Below are 21845 nucleotides of genomic sequence, written 5' to 3' on the forward strand. Positions count from 1 at the left end.
GTCGCTGGCAGTGGCGACCGCTGACGGCAGAACGATTCCCTGACGGGCTTCGCCACGGATGTCCTGTTCGTCGACGGAGGTTGCCCACGATGACCGAACTACTGGCTGAACGGCGAGGCAGTGACTTCGCCGACCTCGCCCGCTCGATCAAGGCCGCGGGCCTGCTCGACCGGCGATACGGCTATTACGCGGTCAGGATGGCGATCACCGTGCTGGCCTTGGCCGCGGTGGCCGTCGGCTTCGTGATGCTCGGCGATTCGTGGTGGCAGCTGCTGCTCGCGGTGGGCGTGGCGGCGGTGTCGACCCAGTTCGGCTTCCTCGGTCACGACGCCGGTCACCGGCAGATCTTCACCTCCCGCAAATACAACGACCTGGTCGGCTACATCTGCGGCACGGTCACCGGCATCAGCTACGGCTGGTGGGTGGGCAAGCACAACCGCCACCACGCCAACCCGAACCACGACGACGACCCGGACATCGACATCCCGGCGTTGGCGTTCAGCCGCGACCAGGCCCGCACCAAGACCGGTCCGCTGCGCTGGATCGCGGCCTACCAGGCGTACCTGTTCCTCCCGCTGCTGCTGACCCAGGGCGTCCTGCTCAAGGTCGCGGGCGTCGAGGCCATCGTGAAGCGTGAGGTCAAGGCGGTCCGACTGGAGGCGTTCCTGTTCGTCGCCCACACGGCCGGGTACCTGACGGCGGTGTTCATGGTGCTCTCGCCGGGCAAGGCCGTGCTGTTCATCCTCGTGCACCACGGCGTCATGGGCGTGCACCTGGGCCTTTCGTTCGCCCCGAACCACAAGGGCATGCCGCTGGTGGCGAAGGACGAGAAACTCGACTTCCTCCGCAAGCAGGTCCTGACCTCCCGCGACATCCTCGGCAACCACGGTGTCGACGTGCTGCTGGGCGGTTTGAACTACCAGATCGAACACCACCTGTTCCCGAACATGCCGAGCGTCAACCTGCGGCATGCGCAACCGATGGTGCGGGACTACTGCGCGGGCATCGGCGTTCCCTACTTGGCGTGCGGCATGCTCGAGTCGTACCTACAAGTCCTCAGCCACCTCCACGACTCTGGTGCGCCGCTGCGTGAAGCCCGACCCGCGACGGTCTGAGGGGCAAACACGGGGCCTCGCCCACAGGGTCCCCGGCAACCACTCCAGCCGGGCGGCATTGCACAACCGCATCACCCGCGGCCCCACCCCGGACCGCAAACCTCAGGGCTGCTTTTAATCCCTGCTCTGCCCCCTGCCCCCTGAGGCTTCCCTTTGATGCCAACGAGAACTCGGGCCTGGAGAACGTGTGCCCCGCTGGCGAGAATTAAAGGCGGCCAGGACGAGGGGCAAGGGGGAAATGCAGGGGCGAAGAGCCGTCCCTGAGGGCTTGCTCGTCCGGAGGTGTACGAACACGAGCTCTCCCCCGGAGGTTCGCTCGTTGGGGTGAGCTGTGTGCGGGTGTGGGTGGCTCAGCTGAGCAGGGCCAGGGCTTCCGCCGCGGTCAGGCAGCCTGCGGTCGTCAGGTCCAGGTTGGCCAGTGACGCGAGGTGGGCTTCCTCGGTGGCCGCCGTGACGCAATCACTTACGGGGTGGACGGTCAAGCCGAGGTCGGTCCCGTGCCGTGCCGTTTGTTCGACGGTCAGGTTTGTCGCCACTCCGGTGATGAATACGGTGTCGATTCCGCGTTCGGCCAGCCAGTCCGGCAGGTCGCCGCCCGCCAGGCCGGACAGTTTCTGGTTGTCGAAGACGTGGTCGGCCTGCCCTGTCATCTCCGGGATCAGGGCCGCGCCGTGGGTGTCAGGGCGGAAGGAGTCTTGGGCGTCGCCGACGGCGGTCATGAAGGCGGTGTTGCGGACCAGGCCGCCCTCGCCGACTGGCACGGTGAATCTGGTGAAGACCACCGGCACCCCGATGGCCTCATGGAACCGGACAGCGCGGTCTACCGCGCCGCTCCTGGTGACGGGTTCGCTGAGCATCCCGCCGAAGAAGCCCTCCGGCTTGATGACGTTGACCTGCCAGTGCAGGGCGAGTACGGCGACGCGACGCGGGTCGAGGGTCATGGGGGGATCATGCCGATTTTCTTCCGTGTTGACACCTGGACGCTTCCGCTAAAGCTAGAACGTGTTCTAGTGTGGGGGTCCATCGTGGCTCCGGAGGTCGGCGCATGAAGCATCCTGACTATGTCGTCGTCGGCGCGGGCAGCGCGGGTTGTGCCGTGGCCCGACGGCTTGCCGAGAGCGGGGCCGAGGTCGTGCTCCTCGAAGCGGGCCCCGCCGACAAGTCCAGGCTGGTGCGCAAACCCGGGATGATCGCGGTGTTCCACAACATCCCTCAGCTCAAGAAGCGGCTGGATTGGAGCTATTACTCCGTCCCCCAGCCCAACGCGCTCGACCGGCGGATTCCGCAGACGCGCGGGCGGGTGCTCGGGGGGTCCAGCTCGATCAACGGGATGATCTTTGTCCGCGGCAACCGCCGCAACTACGACGACTGGGCCGCCGAGGGCTGTGCCGGGTGGGGCTTCGACGATGTCCTGCCCAGCTTCAAGCGCATGGAGGACTGGGCCGACGGCGGCAACGACCTTCGCGGCGCGGATGGGCCGATCAAAGTCACCCGGCAGCAGGGGATGACCGCGGCCTCCGAAGCGTTCATCGAGGCGATGAGCGAGACCGCCGGGGTCAAGAAGAACGACGACTACAACGGCGAGGAGCAGGAAGGCGCGAGCGTCGTCCAGCAGAACATCGACGGCGGCCTGCGCTATAGCTCGTCCATCGGCTATCTCGGCGCGGGTCTGCCGAACCTGCGGGTGCGCACCGGGGTGACGGTGTCCCGGGTGGTCATCGATGGCGGTCGGGCGACCGGGGTGGAGATCCTGACGAAGTCCGGCCCGGAGGTCGTCCACGCCTCCCGTGAGGTGGTGCTGTCGGCGGGTGTGTTCGGTTCGCCGCAGCTGCTCATGCTCTCCGGTGTCGGACCCGCCGAACACCTGCGGGACAAGGGAATCGAGGTGCGGGCCGACCTGCCGGTCGGCGACAACCTGCACGACCACATGTTCGTCCCGATGACCTATCTGACCAAAAGCGCGCAGCACCGCGGAACCGGGCCGTACTTCGCCAAAGGGGTGCTCAAGGAGGCCGTGTCCGGTGGGACCTGGGTGGGGCGCACGGTGTTCGAGTCGGTCGGGTTCGTCCGCAGCTCCCAGGCCGGCGCGGTGCCCGACATCCAGCTGCTGGCCCTGCCGTGGTCCTACCCGTTCCCCAATCAGGACGCCCCGATCCGGCACGCGGTCGACCCGCGGCCCGCGCTGACCGTGATGGCGACCCTGATCTACCCCGAGAGCCGCGGCACCATGCGGCTCGCGTCCGCCGATCCGACCGCGGCGCCGCTGATCGACCCGGCCTACCTGACCGCGCGGCGCGACTCCGAGTTGCTTCTCGAAAGCATGAAGCTGGTTCGGGAGATCATGGCGACCAAGGTGATCGCGGGCGACGTCACCGCGGAACTCTCACCGGGGCCGGACTATGCCGACGCCGCCGCCCTGGCCCGCGAACTGCCCAACCGCGCCACGACGGTCTACCACCCGGTCGGCACCTGCCGAATGGGTGTCGACGAGCGCGCGGTCGTCGACCCGCAGCTCCGCGTGCGGGGCATCGAGGGGCTGCGGGTCGCCGACGCGTCGATCATGCCGAGCATCGTCGGTGGCAACACCAACGCGCCGGCGATGATGATCGGCGAGCACTGCGCTCAGTTCATGACCTCGGCTTGAGGCCTACTCCCAGAACATTTCGAGGAGATCCGAGGTGAGCGACGAGAGGCCGTTGGTCGCGCAGTCGGCGTTGGGGTGCAGGACGATCGGGTAGGCGTTGGCGGTGATGTCGAATTTGCTGCGCTCACCGGTGTTCCAGTACAGCACCGCGCCCTCGGTGATCGTCATGATCGGCGCGCACGGTGCCGTGCGGAGAAGCAGTCACCAGCCCGCCGGACACCTCCGCGGCGGCCGTCGTGGTGCTCGACGTCCTGTTGGGACACCACCCGGGTGCCCCCAACGGGATTGTCGTCAATTCCAGATGGCGTCGGCCCATTCGGGGTGGTCGATGAACGGGTTGCGGTTGCGCTGGAACTGGTCGTAGATCACCTGGTTGCGCCGCTTCTCGAAGGCGTCCGGCGGGTCCTGGGTGTTCCACTGCTTCAGGATCGACAGCTTGCCGTGGTACGGCGCGGTCCCGTTGTTGACGCTGTCGTTGAGCTCCAGGTCCGCGAAGCCGTCGGTGCCCGCGTAGCGCACGGCCATGTAGAAGATCATCCGTGCGACATCGCCCTTGACCGCGTTGCGCGGCTCCCAGGAGTCGGCGTCGGTGTAGCTGCCCGGCGCCTCGGCGGCGGGGGAGCCACCCAGGTCGAAGTCCTTGTTGCCGCGGTCGGAGTTGACCGAGACGTCCTCGGGGCGCAGGTGGTGGATGTCGGTGCCGGGCCCGGTCGCGGTGCCGAAGTCGCCGTGCGACTTGGCCCAGACGTGCTCACGGTTCCAGTCATCGGGGTCGCCGCCGTTGGTGGTCTTGCTCTGTGAACGGCCGCTGTAGAGCAGGATGACGTTGGCGCTGTTGGCCGGGTCCTGGTCGGTCGCCTTGAGCGCGTTCCACACCTGGTCGTAGCTCAACTTGGTCTGCGTGCTGATGATCCGGTTCAGCTCGGTCTTCAGCGCGGGACCGGTCTTGCCGATCGCGGTCTTGTAGTACGTGCCGTCGTAGTCGCCCGGCGTGCTGGTCGTCGGGGGTGTCGTGGTGGTCGTCGGCGTGCTGCCGGACGGCGCGAACGCGGTGGTCGAAACCAGCCCCGGGTGGGAGAAGTAGGCGCTCAGCGTCCCGGTGACGTCGAGCTGCCTGCCCATCAGGCTCGGGTTGGTCCGCAGCCCATAGTTCGCGCGGAACGCCGAGGTGATCTGCACGTAGATCATCCGCGAGGTGCCGGTCTCACTCGCCGAGTCGGCCAGCGCCATCGCGTAATCCGACGGGAAGTTGGAGCGCACCACCGTGGTCGTCGCGGTCGGCTGCCCGACGACATAGCCGCGAACCGTGGCCGTCGCCCCGGTCTGCTGGCTGATCGCCTGGGCGACCGTGAGCGGTGCGGCGGCGGCGACCGTGGGGGCCTGCAGTCCGATGGTGACGGCCACGGTGGCCGTCACCAGGCCTAAGAGGTTCCAGCGTGTCCGGCGTTTGGTCAGCATGGTGAGGCCCTTTCCCCGACGGCTGACGCCTCCGGCGACTTCACCAGCACCGGTGACGCCCCGTGTCCGTTGCGACACGGTCGAGGAAAGATTCTCACAAAAACGCCACTAAAGAGTGAACGCTGTGGAGCTGTTATGGAGCTATTGAGTGCCGTACCCCGCGGTCCCGAGGCGTAGCCGCGCACGGTCGAGTGGACAAGGCGGGTCCGGTGTCCAACGCTGGTCGGTGACCGCATCGACGAAGGGAGCGCGGCCATGACGGACCGCACGGCAACCGCGAAATGGACCGGTGACCTGGCGAGCGGGTCGGGCACGGTGAACCTGGACAGCTCGGGGCTGGGCTCGTTCGGTGTGTCGTGGCCCGCCCGCACCGAGGAGCCCAACGGGAAGACCAGCCCGGAGGAGCTGATCGCCGCGGCCCACTCGTCCTGCTACTGCATGCAGTTCTCGGCCCTGCTGGCCCGCGCCGGGATCCCGCCGACGCGGATGGAGACCTCGGCGAAGGTGGGGTTCGGGAAGGTCGGCGCGGGGTTCGGGATCACCGGGATCCTGCTGACCGTGCGGGCCGAGGTGCCGGGCGCCGACGAGGCGAAGTTCCTTGAGGTCGCCGAGCAGGCCAAGGAAACGTGTCCCGTGTCGGCCGCGCTGACCGGCGTGAAGATCGAACTGGACGCCACTTTGGCCTAGGTCCTGTCGTGTGCCGGACTCACAGGACAGGACCTAGGCGAACGTCCGGCCGAAAGCGTCGCGGATCGTGCCCGTGCGGTCGAGGACGGCGAAGACAACCTCTTCGGGAAACTGCCGTCGGATCACGCCCGCGTTGGGGTGCGCGCGGTGGTGGGCGTAGAAGTCGGGTGCGCGTAGCAGGGTTGTGTACAGCGCCGAATCCCGGCAAAGTGCTTCCTCCTGCGCCTGCGCGCCGTTGAGGCAGCCGCCGCCGGGGTTGCGGGCGGAGGCGAAGTTGAGCACCGCCACCGGATCCGGCTTCGCGGACAGTCGGTGCGCGGCTTGGATGCTGCCTTCTCCGGTCACCTCGATGTGGGTGCGCCGATGGCTGTCCAGGTGCGGCACTGGGACCGGGTCCGGCCCGTAGCGCGTGGTTCCTGCCAGCTCGGCCGCGAAGGTGACCTCGCGACCCTGAGGGGACCGGTAGTGTCCGGTGTGGACGATGTCTTCGGTGCGGCGCGCGATCTCGCGCAGCTGGGCCCTCATGGGTACTCCCTCTCGCACATGCTTCGAATGATCCCTGCCATGGCAGGCGGATTGGCTGGAGCGACAACGGCCTCACCCGCAAGATTTGTGTTGCGCGGATCGACGCGGCGGCAGAGGGTGGACTCAAGTACGTCAAGCCGCTGTTCCAGGCTCCCCACCAGAAGTAAGCGGAAGAGGAGAGTGTGATGCGGGTACCGATGACCGTCGGGGATTTCCTCGACCGAGCCGAACTGGGCTTCGCCGACAGCGCCGGCGTGGTCGACGAGCCGGACCAGCCCGGCCTGCCGGTGCCCGACTCCACCTACGGCCGCCTCGGCGAGCGGGTCCGGGCCTGGCAGGCGGGCCTGGACGCGCTCGGCGTCGGCGAGGGCGAGCGGGTGGCGGTGGTCAGCCACAACTCGGCGCGGCTGCTGGAGCTGCTGTTCGCGGTGCCGATGAGCGGGCGGATCTGCGTGCCGGTCAACTTCCGGCTCAAGCCCGAGGAGATCGAGTACGTCGTCGAGCAGAGCGGCTCGTCGGTCCTGCTCGTCGACCCCGAACTCGACGGCGCGCTGTCCGGCGTCAAGGCCCGCCACCGGTTCGTGCTCGGCGAGCAGACCGAGTCCGAGCTGATGCGTCCCGGCGTCGAGCCGCGCCCCTGGTCGCACCCCGACGAGGACGCCACGGCGACGATCAACTACACCTCCGGCACCACCGCCCGGCCCAAGGGCGTGCAGCTGACCCATCGCAACATCTGGGTCAACGGGCTGACCTTCGGCCTGCACACCCGGGCGTGGGAGCGCGACGTGTACATGCACACCCTGCCGATGTTCCACTGCAACGGCTGGGGAATGCCGTTCACCATGGCCGGGCTCGGCGCCAAGCAGGTCGTCCTGCGCAAGGTCGACGGCACCGAGATCCTGCGCCGGGTCGACCAGCACGGGGTCACCCTGATGTGCGGCGCCCCGGCGGTGTGGAACGCGGTCCTCGACGCGGCGGCGACCTGGGAGGGCGAGATCCCCGGCCGCGACCGGGTGCGGATCGTCTGCGCGGGCGCCCCGCCGCCGAGCCGGACCATCCAGCGGGTGGGCGACGAGCTGGGCTGGGAGTTCATGCAGATCTACGGCCTCACCGAGACCTCGCCGCTGCTCACCTTCAACCGTGCCCAGCCCGCCGACGCCGCCCTGTCTGGTGAGGAGCGCGCCCGCAAGCTGTCCCGAGCCGGCTTGCCCGCGCTCGGGGTGAAGCTGAAGGTGTCGGACTCCGGGGAGGTGCTGGCGAAGTCGAACGTGGTGCTCGAGGGGTACTGGGACAAGCCGGAGGAGACCGCGGCGGCGCTCAAGGACGGCTGGTTCCACACCGGCGACGGCGGCACGATCGACCCCGGCGACGGGCATCTGACAATCTCCGACCGGAAGAAGGACGTGATCATCACCGGCGGCGAGAACGTCTCGTCGATCGAGGTGGAGGACACGATCTTCAGTCACCCGGCGGTCGCCGAGGTCGCGGTCATCGGCGTCCCGCACGAGAAGTGGGGCGAGACGATCAAGGCGCTGGTGGTGCTTGCGGAGGGCGCGACCGCCGAGGAGGCCGACATCATCGCCCACTGCAAGCAGCGAATGGCCGGCTACAAGGCGCCGACCAGCGTCGAGTTCCGCGAGTCGATCCCGCGCACGGCCACCGGCAAGATCCAGAAGTTCAAGCTCCGCCAGCCGTACTGGTCGGGTCAGGAGCGGGGGATCCACTGACAACGTCGGTTGTCATTGACAACTACCGAAGTAGCGGTGCTCACGCCGGGAAGGAACAGGCGCTGGGGCCCCAGCGGGTCCGCCGCCGCACCCCTTTTCCTTGTCCGGCGGTCGGTTGGCGCTCTTTCGAAGATCTTGGTCGGGTGCGTCCGTGCCACTGTGATCGGGATCTTGCGATACGCGAGACGACGTGCCGTCAAAGGAGGAAATCGTGTCGATCACACGAAGACTGATGGGTGTCCTTGCCGCAGTGGTGACCACGTCCGTGCTGGTGGCGGGCCCGGCGGTGGCGGGGGAGCAGGGCGAGTACAGCGCGATGGGAACGTGGGCCTGCACGTTGCCCGCTGGAAAGACCTACACCGCCGTTCGACGGGACTACAATACGTGCGTTTCGGGCTACTACGCCGACACCCTTTATGTGGAGACGCCGTCCGATGGCCTGTGGGCCTGCATGGCGCCGTCCGGGTGGACCTACACCGCGGTGCGCAGCAACTACAGCACCTGCAGATCCGGGTACTACGCGGACTCGCTCGCACTGGCGACTCCGAGCGAGGGGCTTTCCGCCTGCACGCTTCCGGCGGGATGGACTTACACCTACGTGCGCAACAACTACAGCACCTGCAGGTCGGGCTTCTACGCCGAGTCTCTGCATCTCGCGGTCCCGCGCGCGGGCATCTGGGCGTGCACCGTCCCGAATGGATTCACCTACACCGCGGTGCGCAGTGACTACAACATCTGCAGGTCCGGCTACAACGCGACGTCGTTCCTGCTGGCGTAGCAGGCCGACCACGGCCAGCTCAGGATTCGCGGCCCGCGATGGCGGCCAACTCCTGGCGACGCCGAGCTTGGCGTACACGTGGGACAGGTGGGTCTTCACTGTGGCCCCGGTGTAGGCGATCGCGTCGTCGAGGGTCATGGCACCGCCCTCGGCGAACGCGGTCTTATCCAGCGGTGTGAGGTGGTGGGGGTGGCCGAACTCCTCGCGGGATCCACTGACAACGTCCGTTGTCATTGACAACTGCGCACTACCGGCGAGTAACTACCTTTCAGTATGTTGTGGCTCCGATCACAAAGTCACCCTGCGACTACGGAGCGGATATGTCACGACTATTAAGGGTTGGTTCACTCGTCGCTCTCACCATGGCGCTTGTCGCCGCGCCCTCGGCGACCGCCGTCGAGGTCAATCCGTACGAGCGTGGGCCTGCCCCCACGGTCGCCGGTATCGAGGCGAGCCGCGGGTACTTCGCGACCGCGCAGGTGAGCGTGGCGCGGTCCAGCGTCAGCGGATTCGGTGGCGGGACGATCTACTACCCGACCGACACCAGCCAGGGCACCTTCGGCGGTGTCGCGATCTCGCCCGGGTTCACCGCCGACCAGTCGACGCTGACCTGGGTCGGGCCGCGGCTGGCGTCGCAGGGCTTCGTCGTGTTCATCATCGACACGCTCAGCCGCTACGACTACCCGCCCAGCCGCGGCACCCAGCTGCTGGCGGCGCTGGACTACCTGACCGGGCAGAGCAGTGTCCGCTCCCGGGTGGACGCGAGCAGGTTGGCCGTGGCCGGGCACTCCATGGGCGGCGGCGGTTCGCTGGAGGCCGCCAACAAGCGGCCCGCCCTGCAGGCCGCGATCCCGCTCGCGCCGTGGCACACCACCAAGAACTGGTCGAACGTGCGGGTGCCGACGTTCATCATCGCCGGGCAGAACGACACCGTCGCCGCGCCCGCGAGCCACGCGAAGCCGTTCTACGACTCCATGACGAGCGCGCCGGACAAGGCGTACATGGAACTGGCCGGGGCGAGCCACTACTTCCCGAACACGGCGAACACCACGATGGCCAAGTACATGATCTCGTGGTCGAAGCGGTTCATCGACAACGACGTGCGGTACGAGCAGTTCCTCTGCCCGCGCCCGACCGACTCGACCATCCTGCGCTACCTCGACACCTGCCCGCACTCCTGACCGGCCTCGATGGCCCGGCGCGACCGCCGGGCCACCGAGTTTGGCGGCCTGACCCTGGGGGTATTTCCGCGCCATGGCGCCCCGCGAGGAGTTCGGCGCGGCGGGTGCGGACGCCGCGGGCACGACGCTGGGGGTCGAAGAGGAGTTTCTCCTCGTGGACGCCCGCACCGGGTCGCCGGTGCCGCAGGCGCAAGCCGTGCTGGCCCTGGTCCGGGCCGAGCCGGGGCCGACCCAGTGGCATGCCGAGCTGTTCCAGACCCAGGTGGAAGGCGCGACCGGGGTCTGCCGATCGCTCGACGAGGTCGCCGCCCAGATCGTCTCCGGTCGACGGCTGCTCGCCCAAGCCGCGAGCGCGCTGGGTGTGCGAGCGGTCGCGACGGGTGTGCCGGTGCTGGGCGACGCGCTGCCGGTGCGGACCGAAGGCGGGCGGTTCGCCGCGATCGAGGGTGTCTACACCGGACTTATCCGGGACTACCAGGCTTGCGGCTGCCATGTCCACGTCGGCGTGGCCGACCGGGAGACCGCTGTCGGCGTGCTCAACCATGTCGCGCCCTGGCTGCCCACGCTCCTGGCGCTTTCGGTGAACTCTCCTTTGCGCTACGGGCACGACCAGGGCTATCAGAGCTGGCGGGCCGTCGAGCAGTCGCGGTTCCCCGGCTCGGGGCTGCCACCGTGGTTCGCCTCGGCGGCCGACTACGACCGGGCGGTCGAGCGGCTTGTCGACTGCGGGGTCCTGGTCGACGAGCGGATGTCGTTCTGGTTCGTCCGGCTGTCCTCGCACCTGCCGACCGTGGAGTTCCGGGTGGCCGACTCGACGGTCGAGGCATGGGAATCGGTGCTGCAGGCGGCGTTGAGCCGTGCCTTGGTGCGCGCGGCGGTCGCGGACTTGGAGGCGGGCCGCGAGGGTCCTCGGCTCGATGCGCAGGTGGCCGCGGCCGCGGTGTGGTCGGCGGCGCGCTACGGAGTCGACGGCCCAGCGGTGCACCCGATCGACGGCGTCCTGACGACCGGGCGCCGGATGGTCGCGGAGCTGCTCGCCAAAGTGGGGCCGGTCCTGGCGGCCGACGGTGACTTCGTGCGGGTCGCGTGCTCGCTGCTTCGCCTGCGCGGCACCGGGGCCGAGCTGCAGCGAGCCGCGGGGCCCGACGCGGTTGTGACGATGCTCGCGGATCGGCTGGTCGAGGGCGTGGACTTCGACGGCGTGGGTACACAAGCCCTTGGGAGGACCTGATGACCAGCCCGACACTGCCTGACGCACGCGGCGAGCTCTCCGCGGCGGTCCGCGCCGCCATCCTGGGCGACGACCGGGCGCTGCCCGCGTCCGTGTCCGCCGACCCGTACGGCGAAGACCTGACTCTCGCGCTGCACCTGTGCTACGAGCTGCATTACCGCGGTTTCGCCGAGGGGCTCGGCGACCTGGAGTGGTCGCCCGAGCTGCTCCGGCTGCGTGCCGCCATGGAGCGCGTGTTTCTCGACGCCGTCCGTACGGACGTCCAAGGCGGGTCCGATGTGTCCGGTGAGCTGGAGAAGCTGCTCATCGAGACCGTGCCGGGGTCCGGGGTGTCGCATTTCCTGCGCGACCAAGGCGATGCGTGGCACCTGCGCGAGTACTTCATCCACCGCTCGGTCTACCACCTCAAGGAGGCCGACCCGCACGCTTGGGTCATCCCCCGGCTGCACGGCCGGGCGAAGGCCGCGCTCGTGGCGGTCGAGTTCGACGAGTTCGGCGGCGGCCGGGCCGAGCGGATGCACTCCCAGCTCTACGCCGACCTCCTCGCCGACGCGGGGTTGGACAACGGGTACTGGGACTACCTCGACATCGTCCCCGCGCCCGCGATCGCCGTCGTCAACCTCATGTCGCTGTTCGGGCTGCACCGCGCGCACCGGGGCGCCCTCGTCGGCCACTTCGCGGCGGCGGAGATCACCACCGCGCCCAGCGCCGGACGGATCGTCAAGGCCGTCGACCGGCTCGGGTTCGGGCCCGCCTGCCGGTTCTTCTTCAGCGAACACGTGGAAGCGGACGCGGTCCACGAGCAGGTCATGCGGGAGGACGTCATCGGCGGCCTGCTGGACGACGAACCGGAACTCGCGGCGGCGGTGGTGCTGGGGATCCAAGGCACTGAGTTGCTCGAGGCCCGGCTGGCCGAACACCTGCTGACGTCGTGGCGGGTGGACCGGACGTCGCTGCTGGTGGACCAGCGGGTCAGCGCGGCTGGCTGACCCGGTCGGCGCGGATGACGACGAGCTCTTCGTGCCTGCTGCCAGGTGTCACCAGTCCCCGGCTTTCGAGAAGGTCGACCCGCTGGTTCATGACAGGGCCGAACGGTTCGTCCTGGCGGGCGACGACGGCCGCCTTGAGGCCGCCGCCGCGGAGCTGGTGCAGGGTGGTGTCGGCGTCGCAGAGTCCTGAGTGGACGACCAGCAGGGTTCCGTTCGGTGCCAGCAGGTCTGGGGCCAAGGCGCAGAGGCGGTCGAGGATGGCCCGGCCGTTGTGGCCCGCGTCCCAGGCTCGGGCGCGGCCATGTTTTGGGGGTTGCGGGGAGGAAGCGGGAACGTAGGGGGGATTGGCGAGGATCAGGTCGAATTTGCGGCCCAGGGCCAGGTCCAGGGCGTCGCCGTGTTCGACGAAGACGCGTGCGCGCCTGAGCTTGGCGTTGAGGCGGGCGGTCAGCACGGCTCTCAGGCTGACATCGGCGGCGATGACGTGTCTGGCTCCCGCTTTGGCGGCGGCGATGGCTACCGCGCCGGTTCCGGTGCCCACGTCGAGAACGGTGCCACCGGGTGGGATCGCGGCCGCCTCGAAGGCGTCCAGCAGCAGCCTGGTGTCGGACTGTGGCCGGTAGACGCCCGGCGGTCGCAGTAGCAGCATGGGCGGCGGATACCCTGCGCCGCAACGGGTCTAAACCTCACGGACCTTCCTGCGGTGACTGGCGTCGCACAGGGGGTAGATGCTGCTTCGGTGGCAGGCGCACAGGGCGGTCACGAAGCGGTCCGAGTGGACGGTCTTTCCGTCCTCTGTGGTGAGCTCCACAGGGCCCTCGATGAGGATTGGGCCGTTCTTGGTCGTGCGGACTCTTCTTTCCATTCGGGGAGGATTCCCCGCCGCGGCCCGGTTCAACCGCGGCGGGGCTCCCTATGGAGTCACTCGCGGGGCACGGATACCGTCGATGATCCGGGTCCACCCCTCGGCGCCATGTTCGTCACTGACTGCTGCCAAGTTGGTAATTCGGCTACCGCACAGTGCCCCGATTCGACACCGGGTCACCAAGCCGGTACTCGCCCGTCTGGCGGAAGCCGTTACGGAGGGGCCGATCGGCCGGAGTCATTCTCTCGAATGGCTACGCCGGGGCTGGCTTCGTCGCGCTGTGTCGTAGGAGCGCGACCGTCCACGCGCAGCCCAGGAGGGCGACACCCGCCGCGACACCGAACGCCCAGGGGATGCCCGCCGAGCGGGCCACGAGCCCGAGCAGGATCGGGCCGCCGCCGAGGCCGAGGTCGAGGAACGCGCTCGCGGTGCCCGCCGCGGCTCCCCGATCGGCTGGCCCCGCGCTCGCGAAGATCGCGGAGAAGAAAGCCGGGGTGCTGAACGTGATGCCCAAGGCCATCAGCACCGCGCCGGCGATCAGCCCGACCGGCGTCGTCCAGAGCGCCATGGTTGACAAGCCGGCGGCCATGACCACGAGCGCGGCCGACGCCAGCGACAGCGACGGCACCCGGTCCGGAACCTTGGCGAAGACGATCCGGCAGACCACGACGACGGCCCCGTAGACGAACAGCGGCAGGCTCGTGGCCGCCAAGCCGACCTCGCCCGCGTGCAGGGAGACGAAGGCGAGGAAGCCGCTCATCGCCATGACGGAGGTGAAGAAGCCGATGCCGGGGGCGAGCGCCCTGCGGTGGATGAGCTGAACCGGCTCGCTCGTGGGCTCGCTCGGCGCGCGGGTCTCGCCGATGCCGAGCACGACGAGCGCGCTCAGCCCCACGACTATCGCCGCGCCCATCCAGGCGGTGGTGAAGTTGCCGCGCTCCAACAGGAGTTCGCCCAGCGGAGGGCCGAGCGCGAGGCCCAGGTAGAGACCGAGCGAGTTGTAGCTCAGCGCCTCGCCCATGCGGCTCGGCGGCGCCAGGTCGGCCAGCGCGGCGAAGCCCGCCACGACGAACGCGGCTTCGGCGACCCCGAGCAGCAGGCGCAGTGCCACGACCATCGGCAGGGTGTCGACGAGCGGCGTAAGGGCCAGTGCGATCGCGGCCAGCAGGGCCCCAGCGACGAGCGGCACCCGCCTGCCGACCCGGTCGGAGAGGCGCCCGGCGAACGGGCGCAGAATGAGCGACGACACGGCGAACGCGCCGAACGCGAGCCCGGCGCCCGCGGTGTCCGACCCGACGGGGCCGGTGACGTAGAGCGGCAGCGTGTAGATGGCCACGCCGACGGCGGTGAAGTAGCCCAGGTCGGCGATTCCGAGCAGCACAAAGGCCGGGGTGAACAGGCGCGCGTTGGTCGTCACGGGTCCAGGTTGGACTGTGTTGGGCTGGAGCGGAATAGGCCAAGCGTCACGTAAGACCTCTCGCTGCCGGGTTGGTCTGCGGGGCCGCTGTCTACGGAGAGCCGTCCCTCAGGGTTCGCATGTCCGGGGGTGCAGGGCAAGCGAGTTGTCCCTGAAGGTCTGCTTGTCCAGGTGGCAGGGATTAAAAGCATCCCGTGGGGATTCGCTTGTTCGGGGTGGGCTGTGGGCGGGCTGCTTGTGGGGCGGGTGCCGTTAGGTGGCGGTTGGGTGTCAGATACGGGGCGATTTGTTTTGGCTGCCAGGAGGTGAATCGTGGTGGTGATGATGTTGTGTCAGCGTGGGCGGGAGCCGTAATCGCCGAAAGGGTTGTCGCGTTCGCGTACTGCTTCGCGGATTCCGATGGTGGCGGAACGTTCCACGAAATCTCGGCCTTCCTGGGTGTGCCTTGCCACACCGTCGAACAAGGTGCCGAGTGTCCTTGTGGAGTTGATGCCCATGTTCTCCGCCGTCTGGTTGCACAGCAGTTTGAGCATTCGCAGCTGGTTGAGTGGGACCTGGGCCATCCTCTTCGCGAACGCGGTGGCGTGGTCCAGCAGTTGGTCATCCGGGACGCATTCGAGGATGAGGCCTATGTCCGCTGCCTCCTTCGCCCGGATTTCGTCGCCGGTCAGGAGGTACCGCTTGGCTTTCTCGAAGCCGAGGCGGTAGACCCACATCGCGGTCGTCGGGGTTCCCCACACTCGTGAGGGTGGGTAGCCGAAGGACGCACTTTCGCCGGCGATGATGATGTCCGAGCACAAAACCATGTCCGTGCCGCCCGCGATGCACCAGCCCTGTACCGCTGAGATCGTGGGTTTGGTGGCGTACCAGAGTTTCATGTAGGTGTCGACGAACCTTGACATCTCGCGCATGTCCATCACCGAGTCCCATGCCCGGTCCATGGTCGCCTCGGTTGCCTGCAGTTCCGTCGACCAGTCGAGGCCGTAGCCCGCGCAGAAGGCAGGCCCCTCGGCGCGCAGCAGGATCACCCGGACTTCCGGGTCGTCGTCGGCTTCGTCTATAGCCGCACCGAGTTCGTCGCGTAGGGCCAAGGTGATGGTGTTGTACTCAGCTGCCCGCGACAGGATGATTGATCGGACACCCGCCTCGGTTTCGGTGCGCAGGGTCTCAGGCATCGAAGTCTCCTCCGCGTGGTTTGGCGCGCTGGATGATCGTGGTGGTGTCGATCCCCGTGGGCAGGGTGCCGAAAGCGACCCCCCAGTCGCTGTCGAGACGTGACGCGCAAAATGCGTCGGCGACCGCTGGGTTGCCGTGGCGCACCAGCAGGGAACCCTGTAGTACCAGGGCCATTGACTCGACGATCCGCCTTGCCCGGTATTGGATGTCGTCGAAGTGTGACAATTCCTTTCGGACCCGGGCGACCGCGTTGTCCAGCCGGGCGTCGGTGCCTGCGGCCAGGTCGACTTCGGCGAAGAACGCCTCCACCGACTCCGGCTGCTTCGCCATGGCGCGCAGCGAATCCAGCGCCGCGACGTTTCCGGAACCCTCCCAGATGGACGGCAGTGGCGACTCTCGGTAAAGCCTGGGCATCCCGGACTCCTCGACATACCCGTTGCCGCCCAGGCATTCCAGCGCCTCCGCCGCGTGGGCGGGGGCGCGCTTGCAGACCCAGTACTTGGTCACCGCCAACCCCACCCGGCGGACCATCGCCTCCTGTTCGTCGCCGGCTATGGCGCGGTCGACCGCTCCCGCGAGCCGCATTCCGACGACAGTCGCCGCTTCCGCCTCGATCGCGAGGTCGGCCAAGACGTTCACCATCAGCGGCTGTTCGATAAGTTTCGCCCCGAAAGCGTCCCGGTGGGTCGCGTGGTGGACCGCCTGGGCGACGCCCTGACGCATCCCGGACGCCGAGCCGACCGCGCAGTCCAGACGGGTCAGGTTGACCATCTGGATGATCGTCGGTACCCCGCGCCCCTCCTCGCCGACGCGCCAGCCGATGGCGTTGTCGTACTCGATCTCCGAGGACGCGTTGGACCGGTTGCCGAGCTTGTCCTTGAGGCGCTGCAATCGAAGCGCGTTCCTGGTGCCGTCGGGCAGCACCCGCGGCAGCAGGAAGCAGGTCAGCCCGCCGGGCGTCTGGGCGAGGGTGAGGAACAGGTCCGACATCGGCGCCGAGGTGAACCACTTGTGCCCGACGACGGTGTACGTGCCGTCGCTGTTCGGCGTGGCCCGGGTCGTGTTGGCCCGCACGTCGGAGCCACCCTGCTTCTCGGTCATCGACATACCCGCGATCAGGCCCCGCTTGCCGGTCGGCTCCCGCAGCCCGTAGTCGTAGACCGACGCGGTCAGCAGCGGCTCGAAGTCCGCGGCCAGCGTCGGCTCGACCCGCAGCGCGGGGACGGCGGCGTAGGTCATCGAGATCGGGCACAGGTGCCCGGGGTCGGTCTGCCCCCACACGAACATCTTCGCCGCGCGGGCCACGTGCGCCCCCGGCCGCCGGTCCCGCCACGGCGCCGCGTGCAGCCCGTTCTCGACGGCCACCGTCATCAGGTCGTGCCAGTGCGGGTGGAAGTCGACCTCGTCGACCCGATGGCCGAAGCGGTTGTGGGTGCGCAGCACCGGCGGGTACTTCTCGACCAGCCTGCCCCATTCCTGCGCCTGCTCGCCGCCCGCGAGCGTGCCGAGCGCGTGCAAGTCGGGTTCCGCCCACCCGGCGCCCTCGCGACGCAGGCCTTCAAGCAGCGCTGGGTACTCGGCGACGTCGTAGCCGGTCAGCGGCGGAACCTGGTTGGTGACCTCGTGCGTGGCGGGCATCGGGCTCCTCCGTCGGGTGGTGTCGGCGCGTTTCGACGGTAGCCCCCGGCGTAGGTCTGAAGCAAGGTTCAATTCTTGCGGTGGTTGAATGCGGGGGTGGCGTATCGCAAGACCGAGGCCGTGCTCAAGAAGCAGGCCATGACCCGGGAACGCATCGTCCGCGCGGCGACCGAGCTGGTCGTCGAGGAGGGGTATGCCGGGTGCTCGATGGCCGGTGTCGCCCGGCGGGCCGAGGTGGCGACCGGGTCGATCTACCAGTTCTTCCCCAGCAAGGGAGAACTGTTCGCGGAGGTGTTCCGCACGGCGTCGAGCCGCGAGGTCGTCGCCGCGTCCCAGGCGGGCGCCGAGCGGCTGACGTCGTCGGCCCGAGGGGCGATCCTCGCGGCGGTCGAGACGTTCTGCGCGCGCGCCATGCGCTCGCCGAAACTGGCGTACGCGCTGATCGCCGAGCCGGTCGACCCACTCGTCGAAGCTGAGCGGCTGGTCTTCCACCGGTCGTATTCCGACATCTTGGCGAGCGCGATCGACGCCGCCATCGCCGCGGGCGAGATCCCCGACCAGGACGCGGGGATCACCGCCGCGGGCATCGTCGGCGCCATCAGCGACGTGCTTGTGCTCCCGCTGTCCCGAGGGGACACCGGCGAGATGGTGTTGCCCGCCCTGCTGGCCTTCGTCGACCGGGCGCTGGGCACGCCTTAGCGGTTCGCGAGAACCCGGCTGCCCAGCCACCCGCCGTACACGGCCAGACCCAGCACACCGAGCTTGCGGGTCCGCTTCATGGCGACCGCGGCGCCCAGGACGACCTCAGTGGCCCCGTTGCGGTAGATCCACTGCTCGGTGTCCTCGGGGAACGCCTTCACCGAGACCGGCTCGAACGCCTTGGGCGCGACGAAATGGGCGGCGCCGACAGCGGCGATCGCGAGTCCGAGCAGGCGGGACATGGCAGTCCTCTCGTCGTTCGTTCAGTGCGCCGACCATACGCGGTGCGCATGATCGCCGGTGTCGGCGGTTCGGGGGACACTTGTGGGCGTGCCCGTATCGCTGCACCACATCGTCATCGACGCCCACGACCTGCCCGGCCTCGCCCGCTTCTGGGCCGACGTGCTCGGCTGGAAGATCCTTTCGGTTCGGGAACGGGAGGTCGTCGTCGGCGAGCACGAAACGGCCTCCGTCGGGTTGTGCTTCATGCCGGTCACGGACCGCAAGGTGGTCAAGAACCGGCTGCACCTCGACTTGACCTCATCACCGGAGGACCGCGACGCCGAGATCGATCGGATCCTCGCCCTTGGCGCCACGAGGGTCGAGATCGGGCAGACGGGGGAGGAGTCGTGGACGGTGTTGGCCGACCCTGAGGGGAACGAATTCTGCGTCGTGCGACCGAAGACGACTCTGATCACATAAGGACTAAGATTCCGCCAGCCACGCCAGCATGGTGCCGCGCGACCAGCAGCGGCCGATGGCCTCGGCGCGCAGAGTCGACTGGTCGAACACCGCCAGACCGATGATGCTGTGGCCGGAGGCGCGGCGATCGCCAAGGGTCGGTATCGCAGGCGCGACTCCGACTCCTTCCGCTGACACCCACGCCACCGGCCGGTCTGTCGCCGCTTCGTCGAGGCGGTGCAGGAAGCGCAGCCGGCACTCAAGCGGCAACCGGGACAGCGCCCATGTCGTGGTGACGACCGGCAGGGCGTCCGCGGGCACACGGGCGAAGGCGTCGGGCAGCACCTCGACGGGGTCGCCTCGCAGCAGCAGCGGAGGGGCAGCCGCCGCCAACGCCAGCTCCGCTTCGAGCCGTGCGGCCCGCTCCGGCTGGTCCGGCCACAGGCAGGCGCGCAGCCATCGGGCGTCGTCCGCGTCGGTCACGTCGACCGGATCGAGGTCGACGCCGACCCGGGCGACGACCTCGGGCATCGTCCGCGTCGGGATGGGCCGGTCTCCCACGACCGACGCCGACATCCGCACGGGAGAGGACGGGTCGCCCAGGGATTGTCCGTTGCCGTAGGCGATGCCGACGCGATCGACAGTGAGGTTGAGCCCGGCCGAGCAGCCAACATCGATGAGCCCGACCGTGTTCGCGCCTACCCGGCGTGCCGCCTCGGCGATTGCCGGGTACAGCACGGCGCAGCGTCCAGTCTCGTCGGTCCGCGGCTGCCTGCGCATCGCGATGGCCACCACCGAGTCGGTCATTCGCAGCAGCGTGTCGATCGCCGCGTCCGCGGCGGCGTCGCCGTCCGCCGCGGCATAGGCGGCGGCAAGCGCGGGGGCGTGTCCGGCGAGGGCGAGGTCGTGCAGCGCGGCGAGGATCACCGTGGGATGCCGCTTGCGCGCGGGCGCCGCCTCGATGGCGAGCAGCGCCTCGCCGGACTCACTCAGGGCGACGGCGACCCGCTCGTACAGCGTCTCGGCGGCGTCGACCTCACCGAAGCGTCGATACACCTGAGCGAGCGTGCGGGCCCTACCTGCGGTCGGCATCCCGACGATTCTAGTGACAGGCCTAGTTCCCCGTCACCGCCGCGGCCGGGTCGGTGATCGGCACAACAACCGCGGTGTCCTCCGTCCGGCCGCGCAAGGTGACCGTGTCGGTGGCACGCCAGCGGGCCGCTTCCTCGGGCGCCGCCGCCGCTGCCGCGCGGGAGGAGGCGACCAGGCGGCCGGGGATGGACTTCGCCAGTTCGGTCAGGCGCGCTGCCTCGTTGACCGGGTCGCCGATCACCGTGTACTCGAAGCGGCGTTCGTCGCCGATGTTGCCCGCCACAGCCATCCCGGCGGCCACCCCGATCCCGGCCGGACACTCAGGAACCTCCACCGGCAGCCGAGCGGCGATCGCGCGGGCGGCGGCCAGCGCGCGGCCCGCGTTGTCGTCAAGCGGGACGGGGGCACCGAAGACGCCCAAGGCGGCGTCGCCGACGAACTTGTTGACCAAGCCGCCGTGGGCGTCGATCTCGTCGACGACGACGGCGAAGAACCGGTTGAGCATTCCCACCACTTCCTCGGGTGGGCGGGTGGCGGCCAGGGTGGTGGAGCCGACGATGTCGACGAAGATCACCGCTACCTCGCGGACCTCACCGCCCAGGTGGGTCTCGCCGTCGGCGACGGCCTCGTCGGCGACCGACTGGCCGACGTGTCGGCCGAACAGGTCGCGGATTCGCTCGCGTTCGCGCAGGCCCGCGGCCATCCGGTTGAAGCCCGCCTGCAGCAGGCCCAACTCGGTGCCGTCGTACACCGGGATCTCCAGATCCAGCTGCCCGCGCTGGACCCGGGACATCCCGTCGCGCACCGACTGGATCGGGGCGACGGTCGCGCGGGCGTTGATGACCATCACCAGCAGGCCCACGATCAGCACGATGCCGCCGAGGACGATCACGGTCGTGGCGAGCTGGTCGGTCGAGACGTTCTTGCGGGCCAGGGCGAACACGGCGACCGCCACCACACCGATGACCGGCACGCCCGTGCCCAGCGCCCAGAACACCAGCATCCGCACCAGCACACCCGCGCCACCCACCCTGGTCGGCGGGTCGTTGGTCAGCGCCTTCGCCGCGACCGGGCGCAGCGCGAACTCCGTGAGCAGGTAGGCGATCGCGCAGACCACGATGCCGGCGAACCCGACGGTGAACGCCACCGTCGCGACCTGTTTCGGTTGCAGGACAGCGAAAGTGCCGGTGAACAGCACCGTGGCCAGCCCCCATAGCGACGCCTGCATCAGGGTCAGCCGCATCGGCACCCGCACAGTCGCGCGGCGGTCGGCGGCGGTCGGGACGCGGCGTTCCATCGACCAGCGCAGCACCCCGAGCGCCCGCCTGGTGCCCCAGGTCCAGCCGATGACCAGGGCGACCAACACATAGGTGGGTGCGCCGATGATGGCGACCAGCCGGGTGCGGTCGTCGAGGCCGGGGCCGGGAAGGACCACGATCTGCAGCACGGCCACGACGACCGCGCCGATCAGGTTGGCCAGCACCAGACTCACGGTGATCAAGCCCTGCACCCGGATTCGCAGGGTCCGCTGATCCTGGTCGGCGCCGCCGAGCAGCGGTGAGCCGAACGGCGCGCGGGACCGGTTCAGCCGGGCGCGGTCGCCGGTGGTCAACGGACCGCGATCGGGATGAGCATCATTGGCCTCCGCTACAACCGTGGAGCCGAGGCGGCAACCGTCCCGCACTCCCGCTCGGCGAGGTGGTTCGGCGAGCGTATCCACGGTGTTCCCGCACGTCGAGCGGCCATTCCGCGGGCGTGCCGAGGTCGGGTTTATCTGTCGGAATCGGACTATTCGGCGCGGGCCGTTTGCTAGGTTCAGCACTAGACGGCGGTTTTGCGCACCCGGTGTCGACGTCGCGTCGGGCTGCCCCGACGCCAGGGCCCCCTGCGGCCGCTGGCGAAGTCATCCTGCCTAAGTGCGGTTCGACAACAAATCAGCGTT

General features: G+C 69.0%; 22 protein-coding genes. 10 read left to right on the forward strand and 12 right to left on the reverse strand.

The genetic code is table 11. The annotated features are described in order from the left end of the window. The first annotated feature begins 89 nt into the window (after nt 1–89). Nucleotides 90–1115 carry a fatty acid desaturase family protein gene (locus ACUZ2Y_RS29595; protein ID WP_476325058.1) on the forward strand — a complete coding sequence of 342 codons (1026 nt, stop codon included), beginning with the start codon at nt 90–92 and terminating at the stop codon, nt 1113–1115. Between the two features lie 350 nt (nt 1116–1465). On the opposite strand, the gene ACUZ2Y_RS29600 is transcribed toward ACUZ2Y_RS29595, so the two are convergent. Further along, nucleotides 1466–2056: a cysteine hydrolase family protein gene (locus tag ACUZ2Y_RS29600; RefSeq protein ID WP_476325060.1), complete on the reverse strand. Its 591-nt coding sequence runs from the start codon at nt 2054–2056 to the stop codon at nt 1466–1468. Between the two features lie 104 nt (nt 2057–2160). On the opposite strand from ACUZ2Y_RS29600, the gene ACUZ2Y_RS29605 reads away from it, so the two are divergent. Continuing rightward, a complete protein-coding gene (locus ACUZ2Y_RS29605) occupies nt 2161–3759 on the forward strand; it encodes a GMC family oxidoreductase (RefSeq protein ID WP_476325062.1) in 1599 nt (532 codons plus the stop codon). A gap of 3 nt (nt 3760–3762) precedes the next feature. On the opposite strand, the gene ACUZ2Y_RS29610 is transcribed toward ACUZ2Y_RS29605, so the two are convergent. Continuing rightward, nucleotides 3763–3927 (reverse strand): hypothetical protein, encoded by a 165-nt coding sequence (locus tag ACUZ2Y_RS29610; protein WP_476325064.1) that lies wholly within the window; start codon nt 3925–3927, stop codon nt 3763–3765. A 123-nt stretch (nt 3928–4050) separates the two neighbouring features. After that, nucleotides 4051–5217, reverse strand: coding sequence for an endonuclease (locus ACUZ2Y_RS29615; RefSeq protein ID WP_476325066.1), 1167 nt, complete (start codon nt 5215–5217; stop codon nt 4051–4053). Nucleotides 5218–5472: 255 nt separating this feature from the next. Between ACUZ2Y_RS29615 and ACUZ2Y_RS29620 the strand changes: the two genes are divergently transcribed. Continuing rightward, nucleotides 5473–5904 carry an OsmC family protein gene (locus ACUZ2Y_RS29620; RefSeq protein ID WP_476325068.1) on the forward strand — a complete coding sequence of 144 codons (432 nt, stop codon included), beginning with the start codon at nt 5473–5475 and terminating at the stop codon, nt 5902–5904. Nucleotides 5905–5937: 33 nt separating this feature from the next. Here the strand turns inward: ACUZ2Y_RS29620 and ACUZ2Y_RS29625 are convergent, their stop codons facing one another. Then, the gene (locus ACUZ2Y_RS29625) at nt 5938–6429 is read right to left on the reverse strand and encodes a TIGR02452 family protein (RefSeq protein ID WP_476325070.1); all 492 of its coding nucleotides are present in this window, start codon (nt 6427–6429) and stop codon (nt 5938–5940) included. Between the two features lie 185 nt (nt 6430–6614). Here ACUZ2Y_RS29625 and ACUZ2Y_RS29630 point away from each other — a divergent pair, with 185 nt between their 5' ends. The 5 genes from ACUZ2Y_RS29630 (at nt 6615) to ACUZ2Y_RS29650 (ending at nt 12335) form a co-directional block, all read left to right on the forward strand. Next, nucleotides 6615–8156, forward strand: a complete 1542-nt coding sequence (locus ACUZ2Y_RS29630; RefSeq protein WP_476325072.1) for an AMP-binding protein — start codon at nt 6615–6617, stop codon at nt 8154–8156. A 211-nt stretch (nt 8157–8367) separates the two neighbouring features. Next, the gene (locus tag ACUZ2Y_RS29635; protein WP_476325074.1) at nt 8368–8934 is read left to right on the forward strand and encodes a hypothetical protein; all 567 of its coding nucleotides are present in this window, start codon (nt 8368–8370) and stop codon (nt 8932–8934) included. Between the two features lie 320 nt (nt 8935–9254). Next, entirely contained in the window at nt 9255–10115 is an 861-nt protein-coding gene (locus ACUZ2Y_RS29640) for a dienelactone hydrolase family protein (protein ID WP_476325076.1), read from the forward strand. 73 nt (nt 10116–10188) lie between these two features. Beyond that, a complete protein-coding gene (locus ACUZ2Y_RS29645) occupies nt 10189–11346 on the forward strand; it encodes a carboxylate-amine ligase (protein ID WP_476325078.1) in 1158 nt (385 codons plus the stop codon). Then, nucleotides 11346–12335 carry an iron-containing redox enzyme family protein gene (locus tag ACUZ2Y_RS29650; protein ID WP_476325080.1) on the forward strand — a complete coding sequence of 330 codons (990 nt, stop codon included), beginning with the start codon at nt 11346–11348 and terminating at the stop codon, nt 12333–12335. Before ACUZ2Y_RS29645 ends, ACUZ2Y_RS29650 begins: the two co-directional genes overlap by 1 nt. Here ACUZ2Y_RS29650 and ACUZ2Y_RS29655 read toward each other — a convergent pair. From ACUZ2Y_RS29655 to ACUZ2Y_RS29675, 5 genes are all read right to left on the reverse strand, one after another. Next, the gene (locus tag ACUZ2Y_RS29655; RefSeq protein WP_476325082.1) at nt 12319–12984 is read right to left on the reverse strand and encodes a HemK2/MTQ2 family protein methyltransferase; all 666 of its coding nucleotides are present in this window, start codon (nt 12982–12984) and stop codon (nt 12319–12321) included. The genes ACUZ2Y_RS29650 and ACUZ2Y_RS29655 overlap by 17 nt on opposite strands. Nucleotides 12985–13014: 30 nt before the next feature. Then, on the reverse strand, nt 13015–13200 hold the full coding sequence (locus ACUZ2Y_RS29660) for a CDGSH iron-sulfur domain-containing protein (RefSeq protein ID WP_476325084.1): 186 nt from the start codon (nt 13198–13200) through the stop codon (nt 13015–13017). Nucleotides 13201–13453: 253 nt separating this feature from the next. Continuing rightward, nucleotides 13454–14617, reverse strand: a complete 1164-nt coding sequence (locus ACUZ2Y_RS29665; RefSeq protein ID WP_476325086.1) for an MFS transporter — start codon at nt 14615–14617, stop codon at nt 13454–13456. Between the two features lie 332 nt (nt 14618–14949). Beyond that, on the reverse strand, nt 14950–15792 hold the full coding sequence (locus tag ACUZ2Y_RS29670) for a crotonase/enoyl-CoA hydratase family protein (RefSeq protein ID WP_476325088.1): 843 nt from the start codon (nt 15790–15792) through the stop codon (nt 14950–14952). Further along, nucleotides 15785–17431 (reverse strand): acyl-CoA dehydrogenase family protein, encoded by a 1647-nt coding sequence (locus ACUZ2Y_RS29675; protein WP_476325090.1) that lies wholly within the window; start codon nt 17429–17431, stop codon nt 15785–15787. The genes ACUZ2Y_RS29670 and ACUZ2Y_RS29675 overlap by 8 nt, the downstream gene beginning before the upstream one ends. Before the next feature lie 96 nt (nt 17432–17527). Between ACUZ2Y_RS29675 and ACUZ2Y_RS29680 the strand changes: the two genes are divergently transcribed. After that, nucleotides 17528–18130, forward strand: coding sequence for a TetR/AcrR family transcriptional regulator (locus tag ACUZ2Y_RS29680; protein ID WP_476325092.1), 603 nt, complete (start codon nt 17528–17530; stop codon nt 18128–18130). Here ACUZ2Y_RS29680 and ACUZ2Y_RS29685 read toward each other — a convergent pair. After that, nucleotides 18127–18372, reverse strand: coding sequence for a hypothetical protein (locus ACUZ2Y_RS29685; protein ID WP_476325093.1), 246 nt, complete (start codon nt 18370–18372; stop codon nt 18127–18129). The genes ACUZ2Y_RS29680 and ACUZ2Y_RS29685 overlap by 4 nt on opposite strands. 88 nt (nt 18373–18460) lie before the next feature. On the opposite strand from ACUZ2Y_RS29685, the gene ACUZ2Y_RS29690 reads away from it, so the two are divergent. After that, nucleotides 18461–18832, forward strand: coding sequence for a VOC family protein (locus tag ACUZ2Y_RS29690; RefSeq protein WP_476325095.1), 372 nt, complete (start codon nt 18461–18463; stop codon nt 18830–18832). Between the two features lie 3 nt (nt 18833–18835). On the opposite strand, the gene ACUZ2Y_RS29695 is transcribed toward ACUZ2Y_RS29690, so the two are convergent. Together ACUZ2Y_RS29695 and ACUZ2Y_RS29700 are read right to left on the reverse strand one after the other, a co-directional pair. Then, the gene (locus ACUZ2Y_RS29695; RefSeq protein ID WP_476325097.1) at nt 18836–19867 is read right to left on the reverse strand and encodes a DUF2332 domain-containing protein; all 1032 of its coding nucleotides are present in this window, start codon (nt 19865–19867) and stop codon (nt 18836–18838) included. A 58-nt stretch (nt 19868–19925) separates the two neighbouring features. Continuing rightward, nucleotides 19926–21515, reverse strand: coding sequence for an adenylate/guanylate cyclase domain-containing protein (locus ACUZ2Y_RS29700; RefSeq protein ID WP_476325099.1), 1590 nt, complete (start codon nt 21513–21515; stop codon nt 19926–19928). Nucleotides 21516–21845 lie beyond the last annotated feature (330 nt).

The organism is Actinokineospora sp. UV203 (assembly GCF_056323665.1).